Genomic DNA, 25,764 nt, shown 5'->3' with positions numbered 1-25,764 from the left:
CTGACCACCGGCGGCTCGTAGATCACGTTCCTGTCCCGGCCTGTTCGTGCCACCACCACGCTTCCCGAAACGCGGCTCGGGAGGCGAGTACGGAGTCGGCGCCTCCTGGGCGGAGATCCATTCTTGGAGACGGGTGTCCCGCCCCCAGGCTGCTCTGGCGCCTGGGGGGCCGGGCCCGTCGTCAGAAGGCGTGAGGAAGGACCCAGGCCAGCACACGTACGGCCGCGGCGCACAGGGCGACGAAGCCACCGAGGACCGAAAGCGCGCGGAGCCCCTCCCTGCGCAGGTCGGGCACGTGGATGCCTACTCGCTCGACCTCGCGGCCCACGATCCCCCCGCACACGACGCCGAACACCACCCCGGCGACCGTCATGGGGCCGGGCTGCATCCACCACCCGTCGTCCACTTGCCCCCCGGCCGCCACCCAGAACGCCGAGGCGGCGATGGCGGAAGCGGGTAGTCCTGGCCAGACCGCGGCGCTGAGCACCGATCCGGCCAGCGTGAGCGGGAACGACATCACCCGCAGCGTCCCACGCACCCGCGGTGACCTGCGGTTCCTGACGATCCAGTGCCCGCTCCACCAGGCCCGGGCCAGCACGCAGAAGGTCGCCGTGATCACGAACGTCGCGAGCGGCCAGATCACGGACGCCACGACGCAGGGCACCGCCACCATGGCGAGCACGATCAGCACCGCGCTTCCCGGCGGTGAGGACGTGGTCGTCCCCTGGACCACCTCGGCCGCGAGGGCCGACTCCTTCACGGCCGTGGTGGTACGCCGCACCTTGTCCTCGCCGACCGTACGACGCTCGGAGCCCTCCGCCTTCGTACGGCGTGCACGTGCGGCCTGGGATGCCACTGGGCGAGAGGCGCGGCGCGGCGCTGGGAGGGCCTTCTTCCGCGGCCCGGATCCCGTGTCGCTCTCGGAGTCACCGGCCGCCCGGGCACGCGCCCTGACCGGCTCGGCCGGCGACGCCTCCTCACGACCCCGCGCACCCGCCGCATCATCGCCACGCCCATCCGAGGGGTCATCACGGCCACGCCCGCCTGGGGAGTCATCGCCACGGCCCCGGCCGCCCGAAGGCGCCTCTGCGCGGCTTCTCGCCCCCGGGGCGTCGTCGGACCTGCTTCGGGCTCCCGAGGGCCCCTCCGTGCGGCTCCGCGCCCCCGGCGGCTCATCGCCCCGGCCGCGGCCGGTCGAAGGCTCGTCGTTCCCGGACCTGGTCCCTGGCGCCTCGTCCCCACGTACACGTCCCGCGGCGGGCGCCGTGGCACGGGCGAGGCGGGACAACCGGTCCGACAGCAGTGCCGCCGTCGGCCGCTTGGCCGGCTCACGGTTCAGCGACGCCCTGATCAGGGGCAGCAGGGAACCCGGCACCCCGGCCAGGTCCGCACGCCCGTTGAGGACGGCGTACATCTGCGCCTCGACGGTGCCCCTGCCGAACGTCGGCCGCCCGGTGGCCGCGAACGCCACCGTGGCCGCCCAGGAATGGACGTCAGAAGGCTCGGCCACCACCTCATCGGCGAACACCTCGGGCGCCGAGTAACCCGGGGTGCCGAGGAACGTGCCGGTCATGGTGAGCCGGGTCGCGTCCGACACCTGGGCGATGCCGAAATCGATCAGTACGGGGCCGTCGGGACCCAGCACCACGTTGGCGGGTTTCACGTCCCGATGGACGACCCCCGCGGCGTGGATGATCGCGACCGCGGTGGCCAGCCCCCGGGCGAGGTCGATCAGGACGGCACCTGACAGGGGACCGCTCCGCCGTACAGCGTCGAGAAGGGTCTCCCCCTCGATGTGCTCCATGACGAGATAGGGCCGGTCGCCGGACAGGTCGGCGTCGAGAACGCGGGCGACGTACGGGCTCTCCACCCGGCGCAGGGCCTGAACCTCGCGGTCGAGCCTTAATCGCGCCTCGGGATCGTCCTCGATGGGATCGCGGAGCAGCTTGATGGCGACCTTCACCCCGCGCCGGCCGACGGCGAGGTAAACCTCGCCCATGCCGCCGCGGCCGAGGCGCTCCACCATGGTGTACGGGCCGACTCGCCCGAGCCCGCCCACTCGCCGTCCGCCCATAGGAGACGCCACCATAGCGCCGATCGACCGACGAACCTCGGCGGCGCGCCGGAAGCGATGGCACGGGTTCTATCGGACACGTAGGGACATGAGCCCCATCCCTACTCACTATCGTCACGCCCGTAGGGGCGAGTTACGAGGCGGGGCTGTGGGCGGTCCAGGAACTATCGTGACCGGGGAGACTCCTCGAAGAAGCTGTCGAGCCGGGCGCTCGGGCTCGCAGAGAGCACTTTCCTGCCGTTACGCCGCCAGTTCACATGGCCGCGACTCTCCAGCCAGAGCATCAGCCGATCGGCCGCCACCACCACACCGATGGCATAGCCGAAGGCGAAGACAATCCCCATACCCCTAAGTCAACCAGCCACTGTTTGCTCCTACCGAGAGCAACACGCCGACCACTTAGAGTATTAACAAGACGACAGCACCCACGGCCTCTCGTCTTATGTAAACCAAGATCGCAAGCGATCGACCAACACCCCCTATGCCCTCCCGGCACCCACTCGATCAGCGAACCCACGGCTACCCACCCAGCCCACGACAACCAGCCACCGCACAGCGGGGCCCAACCGCGGCGATGGCCGGCGTGGGTCCGCCAGTGGCCCGTACTCAGGACCGCCGAAGACGGGAGGTGGTCGGGTCAGTTGCCGGCGATCACGGTGCCGGTGGAGGTGCGGAGGTGGCCGTCGCCGGTGTAGACCCACTTGGTGGAGGTCAGTTCCGGCAGGCCCATCGGGCCCCGAGCATGGAGCTTCTGGGTGGAGATGCCGATCTCGGCGCCGAAGCCGAACTCCCCTCCGTCGGTGAACCGGGTCGAGGCGTTGACCGCCACCGCCGCCGAGTCGACCAGGGCCACGAAGCGCCGGGCCGCCTTCTGCGAGCGCGTGACGATCGCGTCGGTGTGCGCGGAGCCGTACCGTCTGATGTGCGCCACGGCATCCTCCAGCGACTCGACGACCGCGGCCGCGATGTCGAGTGAGAGGTATTCGTTGCCGAAGTCCTCCTCCGTGGCGGCCGGCACGTCGCCGGCGCCGTACGACGCGATCCGCTCGTCTCCGTGCACGGTCACGCCCTCTTTGGCGAGCCGGGCCAGGGCCGCCGGTACGAACGCGTCGGCCACCGCCGCGTGGACCAGGAACGTCTCCGCCGCGTTGCACACCGAGGGACGCTGGGTCTTGGCGTTGACCAGGATCTCCAGTGCCAGATCGAGGTCCGCGTCGGCGTCCACGTACACGTGGCAGTTGCCGACGCCGGTCTCGATCACCGGCACCGTGGACTCCTCCACGACGGAGTTGATCAGAGACGCGCCGCCACGCGGGATCAGGACGTCGACCAGCCCTCTGGCCCGCATCAGGTGCTTGACGGAGTCGCGCGTGGTTCCCGGCACCAGTTGCACCGCGCCCGGAGGCACCTCGGTGTCGCCGAGGGCGTCCTGCATGATCTGCACCAGGGCGGTGTTCGAGCGGTAGGCGCTGGAGGAGCCGCGCAGCAGCACCGCGTTGCCGCTCTTCAGGCAGAGGGCGGCGGCGTCGACCGTGACGTTGGGCCGGCCCTCGTAGATGATGCCCACGACGCCGAGAGGCACGCGGATCTGCCGCAGCTCCAGGCCGTTGGGCAGGGTGCTCCCCCGGATGACCTCACCGACCGGGTCGGGCAGGTCCGCGACCTCGCGCACCGCGTCGGCGACGGCCTCGACCCGCTTCTCGTCGAGCCGGAGACGGTCGATCATCGTCTCGGGCGTACCGCTCTCCCTGGCGGCGGCGACATCGAGGGCGTTCGCCTCGATGATCTCCTTGGCGCGGGACACCAGAGCGTCCGCGATGGCCCGCAGGGCGACGTCCTTGGCAGCGCGCGGCAGCGGCGCCAGCTCTGCGGCGGCTTCCCGGGCGGCGCGGGCGACCTTCAGAAAGTCATCGGCCTCAGACATGCCTCGCACTCCTGCTCTCGGTGGTGGGATCCAGTATGACGATGTCGTCGCGATGGATCAGCTCGCGCTCGTACTCCGGGCCGAGGTTCGCGGCCAGCTCGCGTGTGGAGCGGCCGAGGAGCTCGGGGATCTCCGTCGCGTCGAAGTTGACCAGGCCGCGGGCCACGGGGGTGCCGTACGGGCTGTAGAGATCGACCGGGTCCCCCGCGGTGAAGTCGCCCTCCACGAGCGTCACCCCGGCGGGGAGCAGGGACTTGCGCCGCCTGACCACGGCCTCGACCGCTCCGGCGTCCAGGTGCAGACGGCCCCTGCCGGTGGTCGCGTGGGCGAGCCAGAGCAGGCGGGTGCCGGGGTGCCGGCCGTCCGGCTGGAAGTACGTGCCGACGTCCTGCCCGGCGAGAGCCTGCGCGGCATGCGCGGCGGCCGTGAGCACGACGGGGACGCCCGCTCCTGTGGCGATGCGCGCGGCCTCCACCTTGGTGATCATGCCGCCGGTGCCGACCCGGCCCGACTTGCCGATCTCGACGCCTTCCAGGTCCTCCGGCCCGCTGACCAGCGGAATCCTACGAGAGCCAGGCAGCCGGGGGTCGCCGTCGTACAGCGCGTCCACGTCGGAGAGCAGGACGAGCGCGTCGGCGTGGATGAGGTGGGCCACCAGCGCCGCCAGGCGGTCGTTGTCGCCGAAACGGATCTCGTCGGTGGCGACCGTGTCGTTCTCGTTCACGACCGGGACGATGCCGAGCTCCAGGAGCCGTGCCAGGGTCCGTTGCGCGTTGCGGTGGTGGGATCGGCGCATCATGTCGTCGGCGGTGAGCAGCACCTGGCCCACGCGGCGGCCGTACCGGGCGAAGGAGGAGGTGTAGCGGGCGACCAGCACGCCCTGTCCCACCGAGGCGGCGGCCTGCTGGGTGGCAAGGTCACGTGGCCGGGCGGTCAGCCCGAGCGGGCCGAGACCGGCGGCGATCGCGCCGGAGGACACCAGCACGATCTGGGTGCCGTTCCCGCCACGGGCGGCGAGCACGTCGACGAGGGCGTCCACGCGATCGACGTCGATCGTGCCCTGGGGGGTCGTCAGCGAGGACGAGCCCACCTTGACGACGAGACGCGTCGCGGCGGCGACCCGCTCCCGACCAGCGTTGTCCACCTTCTACACCCTTCGCTCGTTCACCTGGCTGAACCCACCTCGCGTATCCGTGAACCGCCGGCCACCGGCACCGACCCCAAGCGGTCACCCTCCGGCCACCGGCACCGACCTCGATCGGTCATCCTCCGGCCACCGGCACCGACCATGAGTGGTCCTCATCCGGCAACGGCGACGTCCCGAATGTCCACCGGGTCACCCGCCGTAGAGGGCGCCGACATCGCCGTACATCTCCTCATCGTCGCGGCGCCCCATGCACCCCCACAACCCCGGACCGAGGTAGGGGCGCACCCGGCAAAGTCAGGGGCCACCCGATGAAGCGAGAGCCCACCCAGCCCATGAAAGCCACCCAACCGGCCCACAGCCCACTCAAAACACCAGCAACCACCCAAGAAATCCACAACCCACCCAACCAACCAGCAGCCACCCAGCGAAACCGCAACCCACTCACAAGACAACAAGCCACTCGGCCACAACCCACTCGTAAGCTCACAACCCGCCCGAGGAAGCCACGACCTACCCGGACGACCAGGAGCCACCCGACCAACCCACAACCCACCCGGTCGAAGAGAAACCGCCCGACCAAGCCACAACCCATCCGAAAGGCCAGGACTCACCCCACGAAGCCACAGTCCATCCGGACCGAAAGCCACCCGGCGAAGCCGCAACCCATCGGAAGACCGAGACCCACCCCGTGAACCCTCAACCCGCCAAGCAGGTGAGAGGGCGTTCGATCGAGGTGGGTGGTCATTGTGCTAGCCGAGGCGGTTGTCGGAGCCGCGGGGGCCCTGGTGGGCCTCCGCGTCGAGGGTGGGCTCCCAGTCGAAGATGTAACCGCCCTCCATCGGACCAATGACCACCTCGGCGCCGTCCTTGGCACCGGCCTCGCTGAGCGCCTTCTCGATGCCCAGCCGCTCAAGGCGGTCGGAGAGGTAACCGACGGCCTCGTCGTTGCTGAAGTCGGTCTGCTTGATCCAGCGTTCCGGCTTCTCGCCGGTCACCTGGAAGGTCTTGTCGTTGATCCGCTTGACCGTGAACCCGGCGTCGCCGAACTGCTTGGGGCGGATGATCAACCTGGTGGGCTCCTCGACGGGCTTGGCGGCCCGTGCGGCCGACACCATCTCCCCCATGGCGAACGTCAGCTCGCGCAACCCCTGATGGGTGGCCGCGGAGATCGTGAAGACGGTGAGGCCCTTCTCCTCCAGCATCGGCCGCACCATGTCGGCGAGCTCGCGCGCCTCCGGGACGTCGGCTTTGTTCAGCACCGCGAGACGGGGGCGGTCGTCCAGCTCTCCGTAGGCGGCCAACTCGGCCTCGATCACCCCGAAGTCGGTCAGCGGGTCACGGCCGGGCTCGATCGTCGCGCAGTCGAGCACGTGGATGATCGTCGAGCAGCGCTCCACGTGACGCAGGAACTCGTGCCCGAGCCCACGCCCTTCCGAGGCGCCCGGGATGAGCCCCGGCACGTCGGCGACGGTGAACACCGTCTCACCGGCCGTGACGACGCCGAGGTTGGGCACCAGCGTGGTGAACGGGTAGTCGGCGATCTTGGGCCGGGCGGCACTCAGCGCCGCGACCAGCGACGACTTGCCGGCGTTCGGGAAGCCGACGAGCGCCACGTCAGCGACGGTCTTCAGCTCCAGCACGGCCTCGACCTCGTCACCCTGCTCGCCGAGCAGCGCGAACCCGGGGGCCTTGCGCTTGGCGGAGGCGAGCGCGGCGTTGCCGAGACCCCCGTGACCGCCCTGGGCCACGATGTACCGTGTGCCGGCGCCGACGAGGTCGATCAGCACCTCGCCGGTCTTGGCGTCCTTCACGACCGTGCCGTTGGGAACCGGGAGGACCACATCCTCGCCCCAGGCGCCGTCGCGGTTCGACCCCGCGCCCTGCTTGCCGTTGGCGGCCTTGCGGTGAGGCCTGTGGTGGTAGTCGAGGAGGGTGGAGGTGTTGGGGTCGACCTCCAAGATGACGTCGCCCCCGCGCCCGCCGTTCCCCCCGTCCGGACCCCCGAGCGGCTTGAACTTCTCACGGTGGATGGACGCGCAGCCGTTTCCCCCGTCACCGGCCTTGATGTACAGGACCACCTGATCGATGAACTCAGCCACCGTTACTCCCTTTCACAAGCGTGTCCATCTGGTCCACGCCGTGCCACCGCCACGCTGCCCGCACCGGTGGTACCCCCTTCACGACGATGAGGCGGATCGATAAGTCGATCCGCCTCATCAACGTTCTGGCCGGGCCTACGTCACCACGCTCCGCGTGGCCTGACGGCGGCCCTCCCCGATCGGCGGAACTACTCCGCGACCGGGACGATGCTCACAGCGCGACGGCCGCGCTTGTTGCCGAACTGCACGTGGCCCGCGGCCAGCGCGAACAGCGTGTCGTCGCCACCACGGCCGACATTGTCGCCCGGGTGGAAGTGGGTGCCACGCTGGCGGACGATGATCTCGCCGGCGTTCACGAGCTGGCCACCGAAACGCTTGACCCCGAGCCGCTGGGCATTGGAGTCACGGCCGTTCCGGGTGGACGAGGCGCCCTTCTTGTGTGCCATGGTTCGCTACCACTACTTCCCGGGGTTGATGCCGGTTACCTTCACCTGGGTGTACCGCTGGCGGTGACCCTGGCGCTTCTTGTAACCAGACTTGTTCTTGTACTTGAGAATACGAATCTTGGGGCCCTTGGTCTCGCCGAGAATCTCGGCGGTCACCTCGAACTTGCCAAGCGTGGCAGCGTCTGTGGTGACATCGCCGTCGTTGACGACGAGCACCGGCGCCAGCGACACCGTGGAGCCGACCTCACCGGCGACCTTGTCTACCTCGAGGACGTCACCGACGGAGACCTTCTGCTGCCTGCCGCCGCAACGAACGATCGCGTACACCGCGGAACCCTTCTTCTGGCTAATTGCTCGCTGAACGCGCGCCCCTGCATCCAGCTCTCGTCGAGAATTACGACCGGCGAACCGGGTAGGCGCGCGAAGCTAGGCGCGCCACCGGACGCACCGATTGACTAGGATACCGGATTGCGGGTGCCCTGGTCGAACCGGACGGAACGCCGGTTGCCGGCCTACTCGGCCGGCCCGGCTGGTCTGGTGGCCTTTCGGGAGCGTCGCCGCCCCCGGACTGAAGGCTGTGCGGCTTGCGCCTCGTCACCTGCGAAGCCGTCAAGCGCATCAGTCACGCTATCACGGCTGCCCTCGCCGTTAGCGGCCACCGCCACACCGCTGTCCTTGAGAAGCCTGTCACCGCCGGCCTTGTCGAGCTTCTCGGCCACCGTCTTCTCGATCGCCATCTTGCCCTGCGTGGGCCTGGGCTCGATGGCCTTGCTCTCCACCGGCTCGGTCGAGACGATCAGGCCGCGCCCGTTGCAGCAGTCACACGGCGTCGAGAAGGCCTCCAGGAGGCCCTGTCCGACCCGCTTACGGGTCATCTGGACCAGGCCGAGAGAGGTGACCTCGGCGACCTGGTGCTTGGTGCGGTCGCGTGCCAGGCACTCGAGCATGCGCCGGAGCACCAGGTCACGGTTGCTCTCCAGCACCATGTCGATGAAGTCGATGACGATGATGCCGCCGATGTCCCGCAGGCGGAGCTGACGGACGATCTCCTCGGCCGCCTCCAGGTTGTTCCTGGTGACGGTCTCCTCCAGGTTGCCGCCCTGGCCGGTGAACTTGCCGGTGTTGACGTCGACGACGGTCATCGCCTCGGTGCGGTCGATCACCAGGGAGCCGCCGCTGGGCAGCCACACCTTGCGCTCCATCGCCTTGGAGATCTGCTCGTCGATGCGGTAGGCCGCGAAGACGTCGCCGTCCTCCCACTTGGCCAGGCGGTCGACCAGGTGCGGCGCGACGTACCGCACGTACTCGTCGACCGTGCCCCAGGCGTCGTCACCCGCCACGACCAGCGACGCGAAGTCCTCGTTGAAGACGTCGCGGACCACGCGGATGGTCAGGTCGGGCTCGGAGGAGAGCAGCTCGGGCGGGCTGGCCGACTTGGCCTTGCGCTGGATGTTCTCCCACTGCGCCGACAGGCGGGCCACGTCACGGCTGAGCTCTTCCTCGGACGCGCCTTCGGCGGCGGTCCGCACGATCACCCCGGCGTTCTCCGGCATGACCTTCTTCAGGATGGTCTTCAGCCGGGTGCGCTCCTTGTCGGGGAGCTTGCGGCTGATGCCCGTCATGGAGCCGTCGGGCACGTAGACCAGGTAACGGCCGGGCAGGCTGATCTGGCTGGTCAGGCGGGCGCCCTTGTGCCCCATCGGGTCCTTGGTGACCTGGACGAGCACCGACTGCCCCGACTTCAGGGCCGCCTCGATGCGCTTGGGCTGGCCTTCCAGGCCGGCGGTGTCGAAGTTGACCTCACCGGCGTACAGGACGGCGTTGCGGCCCTTGCCGACGTCGATGAAGGCGGCCTCCATCGACGGCAGGACGTTCTGCACCTTGCCGAGATAGACGTTGCCCACGTACGACTGGCTGGCCTCGCGGTCGACGTAGTGCTCCACGAGCACTCCGTCCTCGAGCACCGCGATCTGGGTGCGACCGCCCTGGCGGCGAACCACCATCACGCGCTCGACGGACTCGCGACGGGCCAGGAACTCCGACTCGGTGATCACCGGGGGACGGCGGCGGCCCTGCTCGCGGCCCTCGCGGCGACGCTGCTTCTTGGCCTCCAGGCGGGTGGAGCCGCGGAAGCCCTGGACCTCGTCCACCGAGGTGGTGCGTCCGGCCCGGGGCGCGCGGATGCGCACGACCGTGTTGGGCGGGTCGTCGGCGGGCATCTCGGCCTCGTCGCCACCCCTGCGACGGCGACGGCGGCGACGGCGGGACGAACCCGAGTCCTCGTCGTCCTGGTCACGGTCTGCGTCGCGCGCCGACTCGCTCTCGGCCGGCTCGGCGGCCTGACCGGCGGTCGCGGCACGAGGCTCGTCGTCGGTGTCCTCGGTGTCCTCGGACTCGTCCTGGTCGCGGACCTTCCCGCGGCCACGGCCTCCCCGGCGACGGCGGCGGCGACGGCCGCTCGCGTCGTCCTGGTCGTCGTCCTCGTCCTGCGCCGTCTCAGCCGAGTCCTCGGCCTCATCGGGCTCCTCGGCGGCGGGCTCGGCCTGCTGCTGGGGCTGCGGGTGGGGCTGGGCCACGACGGGCGGCACGGCCGAGCGGGGCTCGGGAGCCTGGAAGATCGGCTGGAACACCGCGGCGGGAGCCTGGAAGGTGATGCCGGGGGTCACCGCACGCGCCTCGACCATCGCGGTCAGGCCGAACGGATCGACGAAGACCGAGGTCTGGGGCTGGGGCTCCTCGGCGATGTCCTCGCCGGCGGGCTCGTCGTCCAGCGGCTCTTCCTCGGGCAGCGTCTCCAGGATCGCCTCGGCGATCGCGGACTCGGCGGGGCTCTCGACGCTGGACCGCTCCGCCGCGACCTCGGGGGCCGCGGCGACCTCGGCGACCTCGGCGACCTTCCTGGTGCGCCGGCGCTTCACCGGGGCGGCCTCCGCTACGGCGGCCTCCTCGACCGGGGCGATCTGCTCGGCCTGGGCGATCTGCTCAGACGAGGCGATGCCCTCGGCCGGGGCGACGTCCTGCGGGACGGCGGCCTTCTTGGCCGTGCGCGTGCGGCGCGGGGTGGCGGGCGCGTCGGGGTCCTTGACCGCGGCGCGGCGCGTCCGGGTGCGCTTCGGAGCCGCCTCGGCCTCCACGCCGGGTGTGGCCTCAGGAGCGGACGCCGGCTCAGGAGCGGGCGCGGCCGTCGCCGGGGCGGTATCCGCCGCAGGGGCATGACCTGCCTCCGGCGTGGCCGTCGAGGCCGCCGTTCGGGGCGGGCTCACCGGCGCGGCGGGGCGCTCGGCCTCCTCGGGCGGCGGACCGGCCGGACGGCTCGCCGCGCGGCGGCGCCTGACCGTCTTGCCTTCGTGCTGTGCTGTTGTGTCCCCATCAGGGCCAGAGGCCCCGACGATGGGCTCGTTGTCGAGCATGCGGGCGTTCTCCCGTCAGGCTCCCGGGCACGTCACCGCGCCGCGCGGGAGCTCTCGTCTCTCGCTGTACGCCAGGCCACCTGTCGGGGGTCCGGCGCCAAGTCCTATATGTGGTCACTGACGTGCCGCACAGCCGGTCCCGGCTCGCCGCCGCGAATGTCGCGGTCCAGGTCGAGCGGGTCGGCGGTTCCACCGGTGCGCGCGTCGAGCGGACCCTGCGCCAGCCTGGTCACCGCGGGGGGTGACGGCGGCGCGAAATCAGCCACAAGACGCAGACCCGTGAGCACGTCGTCAGGTCGAACGGCAGGCGTAACGTGCCGGACAACCATACGAAGTATCGCACATGGCTGACCCGGCTCCCGGCCCGCAGTTCCTTCGGGTACTTCATCGGCCGTCAAAGCGATCACGGCCTCCCGCGCGTCGAAGCGGCGCAGGCCCTTCTTCGTCAGGCGTTCGACCTCGACACGCTCGGCGGCCAGGAACCGCTCGACCGCCGCCTTCGCCTCGTGTCCACTCGCTCCGGGAAGGCGGACCTCCCAGACCGAGCACTCCAGCCTGTCGGCCAGGCTGCCCACGCGCGCCTCGACGACGTCGAGCACGTCAAGGCCAGGTGGCAACGATGAATCCAGATCGGCACGGAGCCGTTCGGGCTCGTACGCCGACACGACACCGATCTCGAGATATTCGGCTTCGCTGGCGACCCCGGTGGGGGCGGCTCCCGCGTAGGAGATCTTCGGATGGGGGGAGAATCCCGCGCTGAAGCCAACCGGTATACCGGCCCGGCGTACCGCTCTTTCGATGGCACGCGAGATGTCTCGGTGGCTGGTGAACCGCAGACGGCCACGCTTGGCGTAGCGCACCCGAAGGCGCTGCACCACTGGCGCGGGCGGGGGCCCATCAGGAACAGGGTTCTTCAGCTACGTCATCCTTCCTGTGTCATCGCTGGTCATCTTCCCAGGATAGGGGCCGTTCGTGGCCACCTGGTCGCACGTCGTACGGGATGAGGCTAGACCACCGTGACCGCATGGCCTATAGCGTCAACGGTTACCGGCGGTATTTGCTTCCATCCGGCGGGTCAGACGACCGTCAGCGGGAGGAGTTTCCTTCCCGTCGGACCGATCTGGATCTCGGTGCCCATCGTGGGGCAGACTCCGCAGTCGTAGCAGGGGGTCCACCGGCAGTCCTCGACCTCGGTCTCGCTGGTGGCGTCCTGCCAGTCCTGCCAGAGCCACTCGCGGTCGAGCCCGGCGTCCAGGTGGTCCCAAGGAAGCACCTCGACCTCGTCGCGCTCGCGCGTGGTGTACCAGGCGACGTCGACCGGCTGGCCTTCCAGCCCGCGCTCGGCACCCGCCATCCAGCGGGCGTAGGAGAAGTGCTCGCTCCAGCCGTCGAAACGGCCGCCGTCCTCCCACACGGCCCTGATCACCGCGCCGACCCTGCGGTCACCCCGGGACAGCAGGCCCTCCACGATCGACGGCTTGCCGTCGTGGTAGCGGAAACCGATGGACTTGCCGTACTGCTTGTCGAAGCGCAGGGAGTCCTTGAGCTGCTTGAGCCGGCGGTCGACCGTCTCGTGGTCGCACTGGGCGGCCCACTGGAACGGGGTGTGCGGCTTGGGCACGAACCCGCCGATGGACACCGTGCAGCGGATGTCACGGGAACCGGTGACCTCGCGGCCCGCCTTGATGACCTTCTTGGCGAGGTCGGCGATGCCGAGCACGTCCTCGTCCATCTCGGTGGGCAGCCCGCACATGAAGTAGAGCTTCACCTGCCGCCAGCCCTGGCTGTACGCCGTGGTGACGGTGCGGATCAGATCTTCCTCGGTGACCATCTTGTTGATCACCTTGCGCATGCGCTCGGAACCGCCCTCGGGCGCGAACGTCAGGCCGGAGCGCCGGCCGTTACGCGAGAACTCGTTGGCCAGGTCGATGTTGAACGCGTCGACCCGGGTCGAGGGGAGCGAGAGGCTGGTGTTGGTGCCTTCGTAACGGTCGGCCAGGCCCTTGGCGACCTCGGCGATCTCGGAGTGGTCGGCGCTCGACAGCGAGAGCAGGCCGACCTCGTTGAAGCCGGACTCCTTGACGCCCGCCTCGACCATGTCGCCGATCGTGGTGATCGACCGCTCTCGCACGGGACGGGTGATCATGCCCGCCTGGCAGAACCGGCAGCCTCGGGTGCAGCCGCGGAAGATCTCCACGCTGAAGCGCTCGTGCACGGTCTCGGCCAGCGGGACCAGCGGCTTCTTGGGATAGGGCCACTCGTCGAGGTCCATGACGGTGTGCTTCTGCACGCGCCACGGCACACCGGACCTGTTGGGCGCCACCCGCTTGATCCGGCCGTCGGGGTGGTAGTCGACGTCGTAGAACTTCGGGACGTAGACCCCGCCGGTCGAGGCGAGGCGCATGAGAAGCTCGTCGCGCCCGCCGGGGCTGCCCTCGCCCTTCCACTCGCGGATGACCTCGGAGATGGCGATGCTGATCTGCTCGCCGTCGCCGAGCACCGCGGCGTCGAGGAACTCGGCGATCGGCTCGGGGTTGAACGCCGCGTGGCCGCCCGCCAGCACGATCGGGTCGTCGTCACCGCGGTCGACGGCGGCGAGCGGGATGCCGGCCAGATCGAGAGCGGTCAGCATGTTGGTGTAGCCGAGCTCGGTCGCGAACGAGACGCCCAGCACGTCGAACGCCCGCACCGGGCGGTGCGCGTCGACCGTGAACTGCGGCACCCCGTGCTCGCGCATGAGCGCCTCGAGGTCGGGCCAGACGGCGTAGGTGCGCTCGGCCAGCGTCTCGGGGAGCTCGTTCAGGATCTCGTAGAGGATCTGGACGCCCTGGTTGGGCAGGCCCACCTCGTAGGCGTCGGGATACATCAGCGCCCAGCGGACGGTCGCCTCATCCCAATCCTTTACGGTCGAGTTGAGCTCACCCCCCACATACTGGATCGGCTTCTGCACATTGGGCAGCAGCGCTTCCAGACGGGGAAACAGAGACTCGACAGACATGCGACCAAGCGTAGTTGCTGGCCGCCGGGGCTCGCGCCACCGGACCGCCTCGACCGGGCGGCTCACGCCGGTTGACCTCCCCGGTGACCGGCGCTAGAACGGGCGCTCACGTATATGGACGGCCTGCAGTAATCCCACGGCGATCATGTTGGCGAACGTCGCGGTGCCGCCGTACGACACGAAGGGCAGCGGCACCCCGGTGATCGGCATGATTCCGATGGTCATGCCCACGTTGACGAACGTCTGGAAGGCGAACCAGCAGACGACGCCCCCCACCACCAGCGCCCCGAATCGGTCGTCGCACTGCCGGGCGATGCGCAGGCCCCGCAGCAGCACCACCCCGAGCAGCGCGACCACGGTGATCGCGCCGAGGAACCCGAACTCCTCTCCCGCGACGGTGAAGATGAAGTCGGTGTGCTGCTCGGGCACGAACCGCCCGGTGGTCTGCCCCCCGTGGAACAGCCCCTTGCCGAACAGCTCCCCCGATCCGATCGCGATCAGTGCCTGCGTGCTGTTGTATCCCGCTCCGCGCGGGTCGTTGGCCGGGTTGATGAACGCGGTGAACCGCGCCACCTGGTAGGGCTTGAGCAGGCCGAGCAGCCAGATGGCCACGGCTCCGGCCACGGTGAGCGCGGCCAGCCCGACGATGTAGCGCTTGCGCAGCCCGGCGAAGATCATGCAGCTCCCGGTGATCACGGCGAGGACCATCGTGGTGCCGAAGTCGGGCTGGAGCATGATCAGGCCCATCGCGATGGCCGCGGCGGCGATGCAGAGCAGCAGGTCGAGCGGCCGCGGCCGGTCGGTGCCCGGGGCGGGCTCGGCGAGCAACGCGCTCAGCATGAGGATCAGCGCCGGTTTCGCGAGCTCCGACGGCTGGACCGCGAACCCGCCGCCCAGCAGGATCCAGGAGTGCGACCCGTTGATCGTCGAGCCGAGCGGGGTGATCACCGCGAACAGCCCGAGCAGCGCCACGCCGTACACGGCGGGGGCGTAGATCCGTAGCGTGCGCTGGTCGGCCAGCGCGGCGATCCCGAAGAGCACCCACCCGATGACGAGGTTGAGGATGTGCTTCTTGACCATCCCGGTCGGCGCCCCCGCCGCCCAGGTGCGCGTCGAGGACCACACCAGCAGTGTCCCGATGATCGACAGTGCCAGGACGGCGACCAGCAGGACGCCGTCGATGCGCCACACCGCCGACTGCGCGCCCATGGCCCTGCGGACCAAGGAGCGGCTCTGCGGGACGAGGGTCTGGTTCACTGCACGACCGTCCCGTCTTTCCTGATCGCCGGGAGGCGGTCGACCGGCTTACCCCCCGGCAGCGCCGGCTTGCCCTTGATGCCGTAGATCCCCTCGTAGATCTCGCGTGCCGCCGGGGCGGCGGCCATGGCGCCCTGGCCACCCTGCGAGACCGTGACCACGACCACGAACCTGGGATCGCCCGCCGGCGCGAAGGAGGCGAACCACGAGGTGTCCTCCTTGCCGTAGACCTCGGCGGTACCGGTCTTGCCACCGATCTTCACCACGTTCATCGGGAACCCGCTGAAGGCGCCCGCGGCCGTACCGTCCGAGGTCACCTCGCTCAGCGCGGCGCGGATGTAGTCGCGGGTGCCCGTGTCGATCGGAAGCCGGCCCACCACCGGCGCCTTGATCGCCTGCACCTGGGTGCCGTCGGGCCGCACGATCGCCTTGCCGATCCGCGGGCTGCGCAGTTTGCCGTCACCGACCAGGGCGGCGTAGGCGACGGCGAGTTGCAGCGGTGTGACCAGCACGTCGCCCTGCCCGATGGAGAGGTTGGCGGCCTCGGCGGCCTTCCAGTCGAACCCTTCGAGGCAGTTCTCGTTGGCCAGCCTCTTCAGGTACGCGGCGCGGCCAGGGTCCTTCTTCTCCACCTCCGGATAGCCGGTCTTGGCCCGTGTGCAGCTGAGATGCCGGGTGGCGGACCACATCTCCTTCTTCCAGGCGCGGCCGGGGATGCGTCCCGGCACCTCGCCGGGCAGGTCGATGCCGGTCTTCCTGCCGAACCCGAACGCCTTGGCCGTCTTGGTCATCGGTTCCTTGGGATGTTTCACGGGCTTCAGGCCGCCGTCCCGCCGCCACATCTCGTACGCCGCCCGATAGAAGATCGTGTCACAGGACTTCACCAGCGCCATGTGAAGGTCGAGCACGCCCAGGCCGATGCCGCGGAAGTTGTGAAAGGCCGTGCCCGCGACGTCGTAGACCCCCGGGCAGTCGTACTTGCCCTTCAGCGGGTAGCCGTCCCCCACCATCGCCGACACGGAGGAGACCTTGAACGTCGAACCCGGCGCGTACTGGCCGTGGGTGGCCCGGGAGATCAGCGGCAGCCCCGCCCGCTCGGAGAGCAGCCGCTGGTAGTCCTTCTCGGAGATGCCGCCGGCCCAGACCCCGGGATCGTAGGTCGGCATGCTTCCGATCGCGACGACCCCGCCCGTCTTCACGTCGAGGACGACCGCGGCGGCGCCGTCGGCCTTGGGCGCGTTCTTCATGGCGTTCGCCAGCGCCTGGTCGACGATCTTCTGCACGTTGGCGTCCATGTTGGTGATCAAGATGTCGCCGGCGACCGGGGCGGTCTGGCGCTCGACCCCGAGGACCTTGCCCATGCGGTCGACCTGGACCCTGCGCAGCCCCGGGGATCCGCGCAGCGCCTCGTCGTAGACGTATTCGAGACCGTCCCTGCCGACGAGGTCGACACCGGAGAAGTTCGCCTTGAGCTTGGAGCGCTTCTTCAGCTCCGCCTCGGTCACCGGCTGGAGGTAGCCGAGGGTCTGCGAGGCTCCGGTGCCGAGGGGATACTCCCGTACGGCCTGGACCTCGGCGATGACCCCGGGGAAGTCCTCCTGCCGCTCGAGGATCTGCAGTGCCTGCCGGGGGTTGACCTTGTCGTCGATCGGGATCGGCGAGTAGAGGGACCCGGGCCAGCAGGGACGGGTCACATGCGGCCCGCAGGGGCGGATGCGCTCCCGCAGTTCCTTGACCGGCCGGTCGAGCACCGCCGCCAGTCGCTTGAGCACGGCCATGCCGCCGTCTCGCATGCGCTCGGTCTCGGCGCGGTCGACCGAGACGACCAGCGCGGTGCGGTTGCGCACCAGAGGGCGCCCGCTGGCGTCCAGGATCTGCCCCCGCACGGCGGGGACGATGACGTCGCGGGTGCGGGTCTCGGTGGCCGCCGCCACGAACTGGCCGCCCCGCACGACCTGCACCTGCCACAGCCGCATGGTGAGGACCGCGAGCAGGGTCAGAACGAGGAACTGCAGCACCACCAACCTGGCGCGGACCCGGATCACACCCGCCTCCGTACCGGATAGGCCCCGGTGGGCACGGCCTCGCGCCTGCGCCGCTCGCCGGTGAACCGGGACACCCCCCAGAAGACCAGCGCGGCCAGCGCCAGGTTGTACAGCACCAGCGAGGGCCACAGGTTGAGCAGTGTCCCCCAGTCGGCCCGGGGATCGCCGAGCAGGCCGCCCACCCCCGCCGCCAGGAACGGCGCGACCATCACCGCGACGATGACCGTGACCGCGGAGTAGTCGGGCGCCCGCTCGGAGGCACGGCCCGCCATGAAGCCCACCACGCAGAAGACCAGGGCGTACTGCCCCATGACGTGGGCGGAGGGGGGCAGCAGATCGGTCGTCAGCCCCGTGGCGAAGCCGGTGACGGCCCCCGCCACCGCCCCACGCGCCAGCGCCAACAGCACCACTCCGAGCAGGAGGAGATCGGGGGCGCCACCGCCGGGCAGCGGAAGGCGGTTCACGACGGAAACCTGCACGATCATGATGAAGCCGACCAGCAGCACCGCCGCCATCGCTCGGATCACGCCCTCATGTCCTCTCGCCGGCCTGGTCGTGCTTTCTCGCCTCCGGCCGCTCGCGCGTGCCCGCGGGCTGCTGACGCGGCCCGGCGGGCCGCGCCTGCGCCGGTCGCTGCGGCATGCGGGCCCGCCGGGCGCGGACCGGCTGCCGGCTCGTACCGGACCCCCGCTCGCGGGCGGCGCGCGGCCTCTCGCCACCCTGGTCCCGCACCGTCGTGGACGGGGTCGGTGAAGCGGTCGGCGGGGACGAGGACGGCGGAGCGGTGGGGGTCGTGGCCGGTGGCGTGGCGGCGCGCGCCTTGGACGCCACCGGAGGCGGCGGGGGCAGCATCGCGTCCCGGGGATCGCGCTGCGGCGCTCGTACGACCACCCCGACGACGTCGAGCGCCGTGAAGTCGACGAAGGGCTTGGCGTACGCGACCCGGGTGAGCTCGCCGGGCGTGGCCTCGACGTGCTGGATGGTGCCGACCGGCAGGCCCGGCGCGTACGGCATGCCGTGCTGCGAGCCGAAGCTCACGATGCGGCGCCCGGCGGTCAGCGGTGCGGCCGCGTCGAGGAGCCGGAACCGGATGAGGCGTCCACCGGCGACCGGGCCGAGGCCGGTCACGACACCGACCTGGCTGTTCCCCTCCAGCCGCGCCCCCGCCGACGACGCGGGGTCGGTCAGCAGGACCACGGTGGAGGTGGCCGGACTGGTGTGGACCACCCGGCCGACCAGCCCGTCACCGTTGAGCACGGTCATCTCCGACCTGATCCCGTCGCCCGTGCCCGCGTCGATCTCGACCGCGTCCTCGAAACCAGGGACGCCGCGCCTGGCGATCACCTGTGCTGCCACCACGCGGTAGCCACCGAGGCCGGAGAGCCCCAGCATGCGGGTCAGCTCCGCCGATCGGTGGCGGTCGAGGCTGTGCGCGGTCAACTCCTGCCGCAGCCGGGCGTTCTCCGCCCGCAGCAGCGCGAGCCGCCGCTTGGACTCGGGGGCGGAGGCGAAGGTGTCGATGAAATCACCCACCGGCTTGGCGACGTCCGTGCCCGCCCGCTCGGCCACGCCGAACAACGAGGCCGCCGCCGAGCGGGCCGGCTCGAACAGGGAATCGTCACGCTGCCGGTGGTCGATGGTGATCAGTACGAGCGCCACGGCCAGCAGGAGGCCAAGGATCAACCGCGCACGGCGGGTATCCCTCATCAGTGTCTCTGCTCCATTAGTGTCTCGGCTCCGGCACCAGCACCTGCTGCAGGACTTCGAACTCCTCGACACACTTGCCCGAACCCAGCGCCACCGAGTCGAGGGCGTTCTCCACGAGATGGATGGGCATACCGGTCTCGTCACGCAGCCGGTCGTCCATGCCCTTCAGGAGCGCTCCGCCACCGGTGAGGGCGACCCCACGGTCCATCAGGTCTCCCGAGAGCTCAGGCGGGCACTTGTCGAGGGTGGACTTCACCGCGTCGACGATGGACTTGAGCGGCTCCTCGGTGGCCTTGCGGATCTCGTCGGCCGAGACCACGATCGTCTTGGGCAGGCCGGTGACCAGGTCGCGTCCACGGATCTCCGCGTGGCAGTCGTCACCCATCGGGCACGCCGAGCCGATCGCGATCTTAATCTCCTCGGCGGTGCGCTCCCCGAGCATCAGGGAGTACTCCTTCTTCGCGAAGGCGATGATCGCCTGATCGAGCTCGTCGCCTCCGACGCGGATGGACTGGCTCGTCACGATGCCGCCCATCGAGATGATCGCGACCTCGGTCGTGCCACCTCCTATATCGACGACCATGTTGCCCGTCGGCTCGTGGACGGGCAGCCGGGCACCAATGGCGGCCGCCATCGGCTCCTCGATGATGTAGACCCGGCGCGCGCCGGCCTGGTAACCCGCCTCTTTCACCGCACGCTGCTCGACCCCGGTGATGCCACTGGGGACGGCCACGATGATGCGCGGTTTGGCGAACTGCCGCCGTTTATGCACCCGTTGAATGAAATAGCGCAACATGCGTTCAGTGACGTCGAAGTCGGCGATGACGCCGTCCTTGAGAGGGCGTATCGCCACGATGTTGCCGGGCGTTCGGCCAATCATCCTCTTGGCCTCGATGCCCACAGCCACGATCTTGCCGGTGGTGGTGTTGATGGCGACCACCGACGGCTCGTTGAGCACGATGCCGCGCCCGCGCACGTAGACCAACGTGTTGGCCGTGCCCAGGTCGACGGCCATGTCACGGCCGAGGAATGCCAGCTTGCTGCCCATGGGGAAGGAAACCTTCCTTCAGGTCGTTCGCGAGAGATTACGATTCGCATTCGAATCGTAACGTGACGTACCCACTCGCGAAGGCAACGAGCCGTTCGGCTCGGGAAAATCTTGTCGCACATCCGCGACACGACCCCTGCGACCTGCGATTACAGCGTTTTCACGCCCACGCCGCCGTCGGCGCGCGAAAGGCCCCGGCGCGCACCGCGCACCGGGGCCTCATCTCGCACGAATCACGCTGGAAGGCCACGAATAAGCGTGGATCACGCTTCAAGCGACATGCTCAGCGGCAACGCTCAGAAACGGTCCGGGAAGAAAATCTTGACCTCGCGAGCCGCCGACTCAGGCGAGTCGGATCCGTGGACGATGTTCTCGCCGATCTCCAGAGCGTGGTCACCGCGGATCGTGCCGGGCGCCGACTTCACCGGGTCGGTGGCACCCGCGAGCGCGCGGAAGGCCTCGACCGCACGCGGGCCCTCGAGGACCATCGCGACCAGCGGACCCGAGGTGATGAACTCGACAAGCTCGCCGAAGAACGGCCTCTCGGAGTGCTCGGCGTAGTGGGCCTTGGCGGTCTCGGCGTCCAGCGTGCGAAGGTCCATGGCCACGACCTTGAGGCCCTTGCGCTCCACGCGGGCGATCACGTCACCGATGAGGCCACGGCGGACACCGTCGGGCTTGATCAGGACAAGCGTGCGCTCGGACACGGGTATCTCCTTTGTTGTGATCACCGGCCGCCGCGCGCGACGGCCGACAATAGGGGAAGCGTGTGCGCAGCTTACCGGGCGGAGTCGTCACCACCGTCCTCGCCGGCGGTCCCCTCGGGAGACCGGGCCGGCGGCGGGACCACCGGGATCATCACGGTGTCCTGCCCGCCGGTGGACGGACCGCCGGGCGAACCGTCCTTCTCGGGCTCGGTGACCTGAGCCACGGACGCGGACCGCCCGGCCGCCGGCGAGTGTGGATCGGAGGCGCGGCGCGCGAGGACGGCGCCAAGGACCAGCACCACCACGACGGCGAAGCCCGCGACAAGCGCCCAGATGTGCAACGCCCCGACGAAGCCGTCGACCATGGCCTGCGAGGTGACCTGGCCGGACGTGCTGACCGCACGCAGCCAGGCGACCTGGATGCCTGTGCCGAGCAGGAACCCGCTGAGCACGGCCGGGAAGCAGAGGGAAAGCCCGAACAGCGCCGCCCGCAGCCCCGCGCCACGGACGGCGGAGGTGACCGCCACGGCCGCACCGGCCGTCAGGAGCGCGAACGGCAGAACGAGAGGGATGCCCGAGATCGTGGGGATGACCAGGCGCACCGCGCACAGTCCCGCGACCATGGTCATCAGCCCTCCGCCGATGAGCTTGGGCAGAAGTGCCTCGTCCAGCCGGCCGGCCATCAGCGCCGCAGCGAACGCGATCAGCGTGGCGAGCCCGAACGGGACCCACATGCCCGACAGGCCGGGGCCCCCGAGACCACTGAGCTCGACGTAGGTCATCTGGGCGGCGGTCGGAAGGACCACGAGACCGACGGCGACCATGACGAACGCGAGCGCGCGGCCACCAGGCCCCTCCACCCGGGCGACGGACGCCATCGCGAGCAACATGACCACCGCGACCGCGGCGGCGGCGACGATCAGACCCGAAGGCCAGTCGAAGGTGGTCCCGAAGGCCAGGACGGCGATGCCGGCGGACGGCCCGGCGGCGAGCGCCAGATGCCCGCGATCGGGGGCCGTCTCGGAGCCTCGAACGCCACCGGACTCCCTCGCCATGCGCGCGACGATCAAGTAGACCGCGGCCAGGGCGAGCGCCACACCGGTCAGCAGGGGATACGGCTGAAGCGTCACGCGCCACGACGTCACCTCGTCGAGCGGCCACAGGGCGAGCGCCTGGGCCGCCAGCAGGCTGACGGCCAGAGCCGCCGCCCAGATGGGCATCAGGACGCCCCGGGCCTCGTCCCGACGCTCCCAGCTCGCCGCGAACGTCGCCGGGATGAGCACGCCCGCGCCGACGCCGTGCAGGACACGCAGCGCGCCGACGCTGGGCGTCGAGCCGGCGAAGCCTCCCGCCAGGTCGGCCACGGCGAGGAACGCCAGCCCCACCACGAGAACCGGCGCTGTGGGAAACCATCTCAGCGCCGCCGCCGCGAGCGGGACGACGCACAGCATCACCGGCAGGGCGAGCCCGTGGGCTCTGAGGATTCCCACCCCCGCCATTTCCGGAGGAAGCAGGGCGGAGACGACGGAGATGGTGTTGGGGATGGCGACGATCGCCAGTGGAAGCGCGACCACGGTAAGGAGCCCGACTATCACATCGAGCACGAGCGGCAGACGATTGACCCGGCCAAGACTCGCGAGCCCGGCGGCCTGAGTGGGGGGAACGGCCATACTGGCCGACTTTAGCGTTAAGTCACGCCCTCGACACGCCGAGCAACGAATATTGCCGTGACCCAAAGAACAGCGAACACGACGCCGAGGAAGAACATCATCGGCACCAGGAAACCGGTGGCGATCGCGAGCACCTGCACCACGCTGCCGGCGATGTAGGCGGACGGCCGCTTCAAGATGCCCGCCACGACCACACACGCCAGCGCCAGCCCGACGCCGACCGTGACCGCGACGGCCGGTGCCACCCCGTTGACCATGATGGCCACAGGAATGATCAGGGCAAGCACGATGGCCTCCATGCCCAGCACACTCGCGCACAGGCGCCGCATACCAGGCGTGACGGTGAAGTTCACAAGACCCCTTCCTGGGCGGCACCATCGACAACGGCCCGCGCGTCAACGGCGACAGCGAAGATCACCTGAGCACTCCCTCGTCAGCGTGACGCACGTCAGCCGGCGTACCTGGAGTGGGCGTCGAGTTCACGGGTGATTCGTGGCGGGTGTGGGCAGCTTGGATTCTCGCGGGACTCCCCGGCGTTCCCCGCAGGGCTTGGCGACCTGAAGTCGGGGTCATCGGTCGGTACTCGCCTTGAGCAGCGTGCGGGCGTCGTGGCCTGAAGTCGGGGTCATCGGTCGGTACTCGCCTTGAGCAGCGTGCGGGCGTCGCCGACGGTGACGACCGATCCGGTGATCAGGACTCCGGCGCCGGCGAACTCGCCGGTCTCCTCTGCCAGGCCGAGGGCGATGTCGATGGCGTCGTCGATCCGCGCGGCCTCATGGACGCGCTCGCTGCCGAAGATGCCTTCGGCCAGGGCCGCGAGCTCCTCGGGATCCATGGAGCGCGGTGAGGAGTTACGCGTGACGACGACCTCCTCCACGATCGGCTCGAGCAGCTCCAGCACGCTGGTCACGTCCTTGTCGGCCATCATCGCGATAACGGCGACCAGCCTGCTGAACCCGAAGGACTCCTCCATCGCCTGGACGACCGACTCCATCGCACCGGGATTGTGGGCGGCGTCCACGACGACCGTGGGCCCGCGCCGGATCACCTCCAGCCGCCCTGGCGAGGACACCTGCGCGAACGCCCGCCGTACGATCTCGGAGTCGAGCGGGTCGTCGCCACCGGTGAGCGCCTCGACGGCGGCCAGCGCGCAGGCGGCGTTGCCCGCCTGGTACTCCCCGAAGAGCGGGAGGAAGACCTCCTCGTAAACGCCCTTGAGACCCTGCAGACGGAGAAGCTGGCCGCCCATGGCGACCTCGCGCTGGGTGACGCCGAACTCCAGGCCCTCGCGGGCGACCGTCGCCCCCGCCTCGGCGGCACGCCGCATCAGGACCTCGGCCGCCTCGACAGGCTGCTGCGCCAGCACCGCGGTCGCACCGGACTTGATGATGCCGGACTTCTCACGGGCGATCGTCTCGATGTCGGGCCCGAGGTAGTTGACATGGTCGAGGGAGATGGGGGTGACGACCGCGACGGCACCCTCGGCCACGTTGGTCGCATCCCAGGTGCCCCCCATGCCGACCTCGATGACCGCGACGTCGACCGGCGCGTCGGCGAAGGCCGCGTAGGCCATGGCCGTAAGCGTCTCGAAGAACGACAGCGTGCCCTGCCGCTCGTCGACAAGCTCAAGGTAGGGACGGACGTCCTCATAGATCTCGACGAACTTGTCCTCGCTGAGAGGCTGCCCGTCGAGAGCGATCCGCTCGCGCATCGAGGTCAGGTGCGGGCTGGTGAACCGGCCGACCCGGAGATTGCGCTCCCGGAGCAGGGTGTCGATCATGCGGGCTGTGCTCGACTTGCCGTTGGTGCCGGTGATGTGCACGACCGGATAGGCCCGCTGCGGCTGCCCCAGCAGATCCATCAGAACGTGTATCCGGTCCAGGGTGGGATCGACGACCCACTCCACCCCTCGCTGCAAGATCGCTTTTTCGACCGCCTGATATTCCACAGATGAAGCCTACTTACCAGGGCGAGCGGCTCACGCCGCGCCTCTAATGCGACCCGACCATCCGCGAGCATGAACGCGCGAAGTGGCCGGCGAGAATGGACCCCGGCTCACCCACCCACCCCCGGGGGTGCCCGCCGTACAACGGCGCCGGATTCACCGCGTCGCTCCCCGCCGCATCGGCGCCGAAGCACACCACCGGGGCACCGGAGGCGATCGGCGCCCGCATCCCCCGCGAGTCGACCATCGGCGAGCATGAACCCGCGCAATGGTTCGGCGAGAATGGACCCCGGCTCACCCACCCACCCCCGGCTACCCGCCGTACAACGGCGCCGGATTCACCGCGTCACTTCCCGCCGCATCGGCGCCGAAGCACACCACCCCGAGCACCGGACGTGATCTGCGGCCGTCCCCACCTCAGCAACAAGACCTCACCACAATCCAGCTCTGTGGCCGTCCAGCCGTGTGGGCCGCCTTCAGGTTCCGTACTCGCGATCGTGTCTGATCGCGACGGGCTTGCGGTCGGCAACTCCGTTACCGATGGGATTCCCAACCGGCGCCGATACGGCGGGAGGCAAGGTGATGAACTCGGCGCCATTGTGCGGCGGGGAGCTGGGATGGGTGGGTGAGTCGGGACCCATTCTCGCCGAACCATTCCACGTTCATGCTGGGTATGTTCATGTCGAGCTACGGCTCTGACCGTTGTCCGTCCCCATCGTCTGTCGGGTCGTCTTGCCGACTGGGGTCAGGGTTGGGGACGAGCCTCACGCCAATCCAGGTCTTTGGTAGGGAGGACAGCAAGAACCGATGGGTAGGTCGGTCGGCCAGAATGGGCCCCGACTCGCCCACCCACCCCGGTCCCCACCGCGCATATCGGCACAACCTCCCCCGCCGCCTCCCATCGCATAGCCGCTGCAACACACCATTCGGCACTGGAGGTGATCTGCTCTGGTCCCCTCGACCTCACCAGCAAGACCTCACCTCACCTCCGGTGCCCGGGTGGTGTGGTGCGGCGCCGATGCGGCGGGAAGCGGAGCTGCGAATCCGGCGCCGTCCTACGGCGGGAAACGGGGGTGGGTGGGTGAGCCGGGGCCCCTTCTCGCCGGGCCTTGTTGATCGATTGCTCGCCGCTGTCGGTGGGAGCCTGCCGGCTCCCGGGTGGGGTGGTTGGACGCCAGCCATTGAGGCCGTGTCAAAGGATGACGACGAACCGTGGCAAGCCGCGGCCAACGACGAGGTGCTCGGCGGACATGACGAGGGGGACCTGGACGGTGAAAAGGGGTTCGG

The 25,764-nt window shown here is 69.8% G+C and carries 19 protein-coding genes; all 19 read right to left on the bottom strand.

Features of this window, described 5'->3' with window-relative positions:
- Window positions 1-181 precede the first annotated feature (181 nt).
- Window positions 182-2,074 carry a serine/threonine protein kinase gene (locus ABD810_RS14590; RefSeq protein WP_344939137.1) on the bottom strand — a complete coding sequence of 631 codons (1,893 nt, stop codon included), beginning with the start codon at window positions 2,072-2,074 and terminating at the stop codon, window positions 182-184.
- 164 nt (window positions 2,075-2,238) lie between these two features.
- Entirely contained in the window at window positions 2,239-2,418 is a 180-nt protein-coding gene (locus tag ABD810_RS14585) for a hypothetical protein (protein WP_344939133.1), read from the bottom strand.
- A gap of 293 nt (window positions 2,419-2,711) precedes the next feature.
- Window positions 2,712-3,998 carry a glutamate-5-semialdehyde dehydrogenase gene (locus tag ABD810_RS14580; RefSeq protein ID WP_344939130.1) on the bottom strand — a complete coding sequence of 429 codons (1,287 nt, stop codon included), beginning with the start codon at window positions 3,996-3,998 and terminating at the stop codon, window positions 2,712-2,714.
- The gene (proB, locus tag ABD810_RS14575; RefSeq protein ID WP_344939127.1) at window positions 3,991-5,142 is read right to left on the bottom strand and encodes a glutamate 5-kinase; all 1,152 of its coding nucleotides are present in this window, start codon (window positions 5,140-5,142) and stop codon (window positions 3,991-3,993) included. The genes ABD810_RS14580 and proB overlap by 8 nt, the downstream gene beginning before the upstream one ends.
- A gap of 752 nt (window positions 5,143-5,894) precedes the next feature.
- Complete coding sequence (obgE, locus tag ABD810_RS14570; RefSeq protein ID WP_344939124.1) at window positions 5,895-7,244, bottom strand: GTPase ObgE; 1,350 nt, start codon at window positions 7,242-7,244, stop codon at window positions 5,895-5,897.
- A gap of 188 nt (window positions 7,245-7,432) precedes the next feature.
- Complete coding sequence (gene rpmA / locus ABD810_RS14565; protein WP_344939121.1) at window positions 7,433-7,690, bottom strand: 50S ribosomal protein L27; 258 nt, start codon at window positions 7,688-7,690, stop codon at window positions 7,433-7,435.
- Between the two features lie 12 nt (window positions 7,691-7,702).
- The gene (gene rplU / locus ABD810_RS14560; RefSeq protein WP_344939118.1) at window positions 7,703-8,017 is read right to left on the bottom strand and encodes a 50S ribosomal protein L21; all 315 of its coding nucleotides are present in this window, start codon (window positions 8,015-8,017) and stop codon (window positions 7,703-7,705) included.
- A gap of 185 nt (window positions 8,018-8,202) precedes the next feature.
- A complete protein-coding gene (locus ABD810_RS14555) occupies window positions 8,203-11,100 on the bottom strand; it encodes an Rne/Rng family ribonuclease (RefSeq protein ID WP_344939115.1) in 2,898 nt (965 codons plus the stop codon).
- A 104-nt stretch (window positions 11,101-11,204) separates the two neighbouring features.
- Complete coding sequence (locus ABD810_RS14550; RefSeq protein ID WP_344939112.1) at window positions 11,205-11,978, bottom strand: TIGR03936 family radical SAM-associated protein; 774 nt, start codon at window positions 11,976-11,978, stop codon at window positions 11,205-11,207.
- A 197-nt stretch (window positions 11,979-12,175) separates the two neighbouring features.
- Window positions 12,176-14,098 carry a TIGR03960 family B12-binding radical SAM protein gene (locus ABD810_RS14545; RefSeq protein ID WP_344939109.1) on the bottom strand — a complete coding sequence of 641 codons (1,923 nt, stop codon included), beginning with the start codon at window positions 14,096-14,098 and terminating at the stop codon, window positions 12,176-12,178.
- A gap of 93 nt (window positions 14,099-14,191) precedes the next feature.
- Window positions 14,192-15,355, bottom strand: a complete 1,164-nt coding sequence (rodA, locus tag ABD810_RS14540) for a rod shape-determining protein RodA (protein WP_344939106.1) — start codon at window positions 15,353-15,355, stop codon at window positions 14,192-14,194.
- Entirely contained in the window at window positions 15,352-17,400 is a 2,049-nt protein-coding gene (gene mrdA / locus ABD810_RS14535) for a penicillin-binding protein 2 (protein WP_344939103.1), read from the bottom strand. The genes rodA and mrdA overlap by 4 nt, the downstream gene beginning before the upstream one ends.
- Window positions 17,397-17,927: a rod shape-determining protein MreD gene (gene mreD / locus ABD810_RS14530; protein ID WP_344939099.1), complete on the bottom strand. Its 531-nt coding sequence runs from the start codon at window positions 17,925-17,927 to the stop codon at window positions 17,397-17,399. Before mreD ends, mrdA begins: the two co-directional genes overlap by 4 nt.
- 4 nt (window positions 17,928-17,931) lie before the next feature.
- Window positions 17,932-19,107 carry a rod shape-determining protein MreC gene (gene mreC, locus ABD810_RS14525; RefSeq protein WP_344939096.1) on the bottom strand — a complete coding sequence of 392 codons (1,176 nt, stop codon included), beginning with the start codon at window positions 19,105-19,107 and terminating at the stop codon, window positions 17,932-17,934.
- A 16-nt stretch (window positions 19,108-19,123) separates the two neighbouring features.
- Window positions 19,124-20,155 (bottom strand): rod shape-determining protein, encoded by a 1,032-nt coding sequence (locus tag ABD810_RS14520; RefSeq protein WP_363921266.1) that lies wholly within the window; start codon window positions 20,153-20,155, stop codon window positions 19,124-19,126.
- 296 nt (window positions 20,156-20,451) lie between these two features.
- Window positions 20,452-20,862, bottom strand: a complete 411-nt coding sequence (ndk, locus tag ABD810_RS14515; protein WP_344939093.1) for a nucleoside-diphosphate kinase — start codon at window positions 20,860-20,862, stop codon at window positions 20,452-20,454.
- A gap of 71 nt (window positions 20,863-20,933) precedes the next feature.
- A complete protein-coding gene (locus ABD810_RS14510; RefSeq protein ID WP_344939090.1) occupies window positions 20,934-22,532 on the bottom strand; it encodes a hypothetical protein in 1,599 nt (532 codons plus the stop codon).
- Window positions 22,533-22,549: 17 nt separating this feature from the next.
- The gene (locus tag ABD810_RS14505) at window positions 22,550-22,885 is read right to left on the bottom strand and encodes a DUF4233 domain-containing protein (protein WP_344939087.1); all 336 of its coding nucleotides are present in this window, start codon (window positions 22,883-22,885) and stop codon (window positions 22,550-22,552) included.
- 272 nt (window positions 22,886-23,157) lie between these two features.
- The gene (locus ABD810_RS14500; RefSeq protein ID WP_344939084.1) at window positions 23,158-24,450 is read right to left on the bottom strand and encodes a bifunctional folylpolyglutamate synthase/dihydrofolate synthase; all 1,293 of its coding nucleotides are present in this window, start codon (window positions 24,448-24,450) and stop codon (window positions 23,158-23,160) included.
- Window positions 24,451-25,764 lie beyond the last annotated feature (1,314 nt).

This window comes from Sphaerisporangium flaviroseum, assembly GCF_039537005.1.
Taxonomy (GTDB): domain Bacteria; phylum Actinomycetota; class Actinomycetes; order Streptosporangiales; family Streptosporangiaceae; genus Sphaerisporangium; species Sphaerisporangium flaviroseum.
The sequence above is the reverse complement of the archived record's forward strand: the minus strand, read 5'-3'. Positions and strand labels throughout refer to the sequence as shown.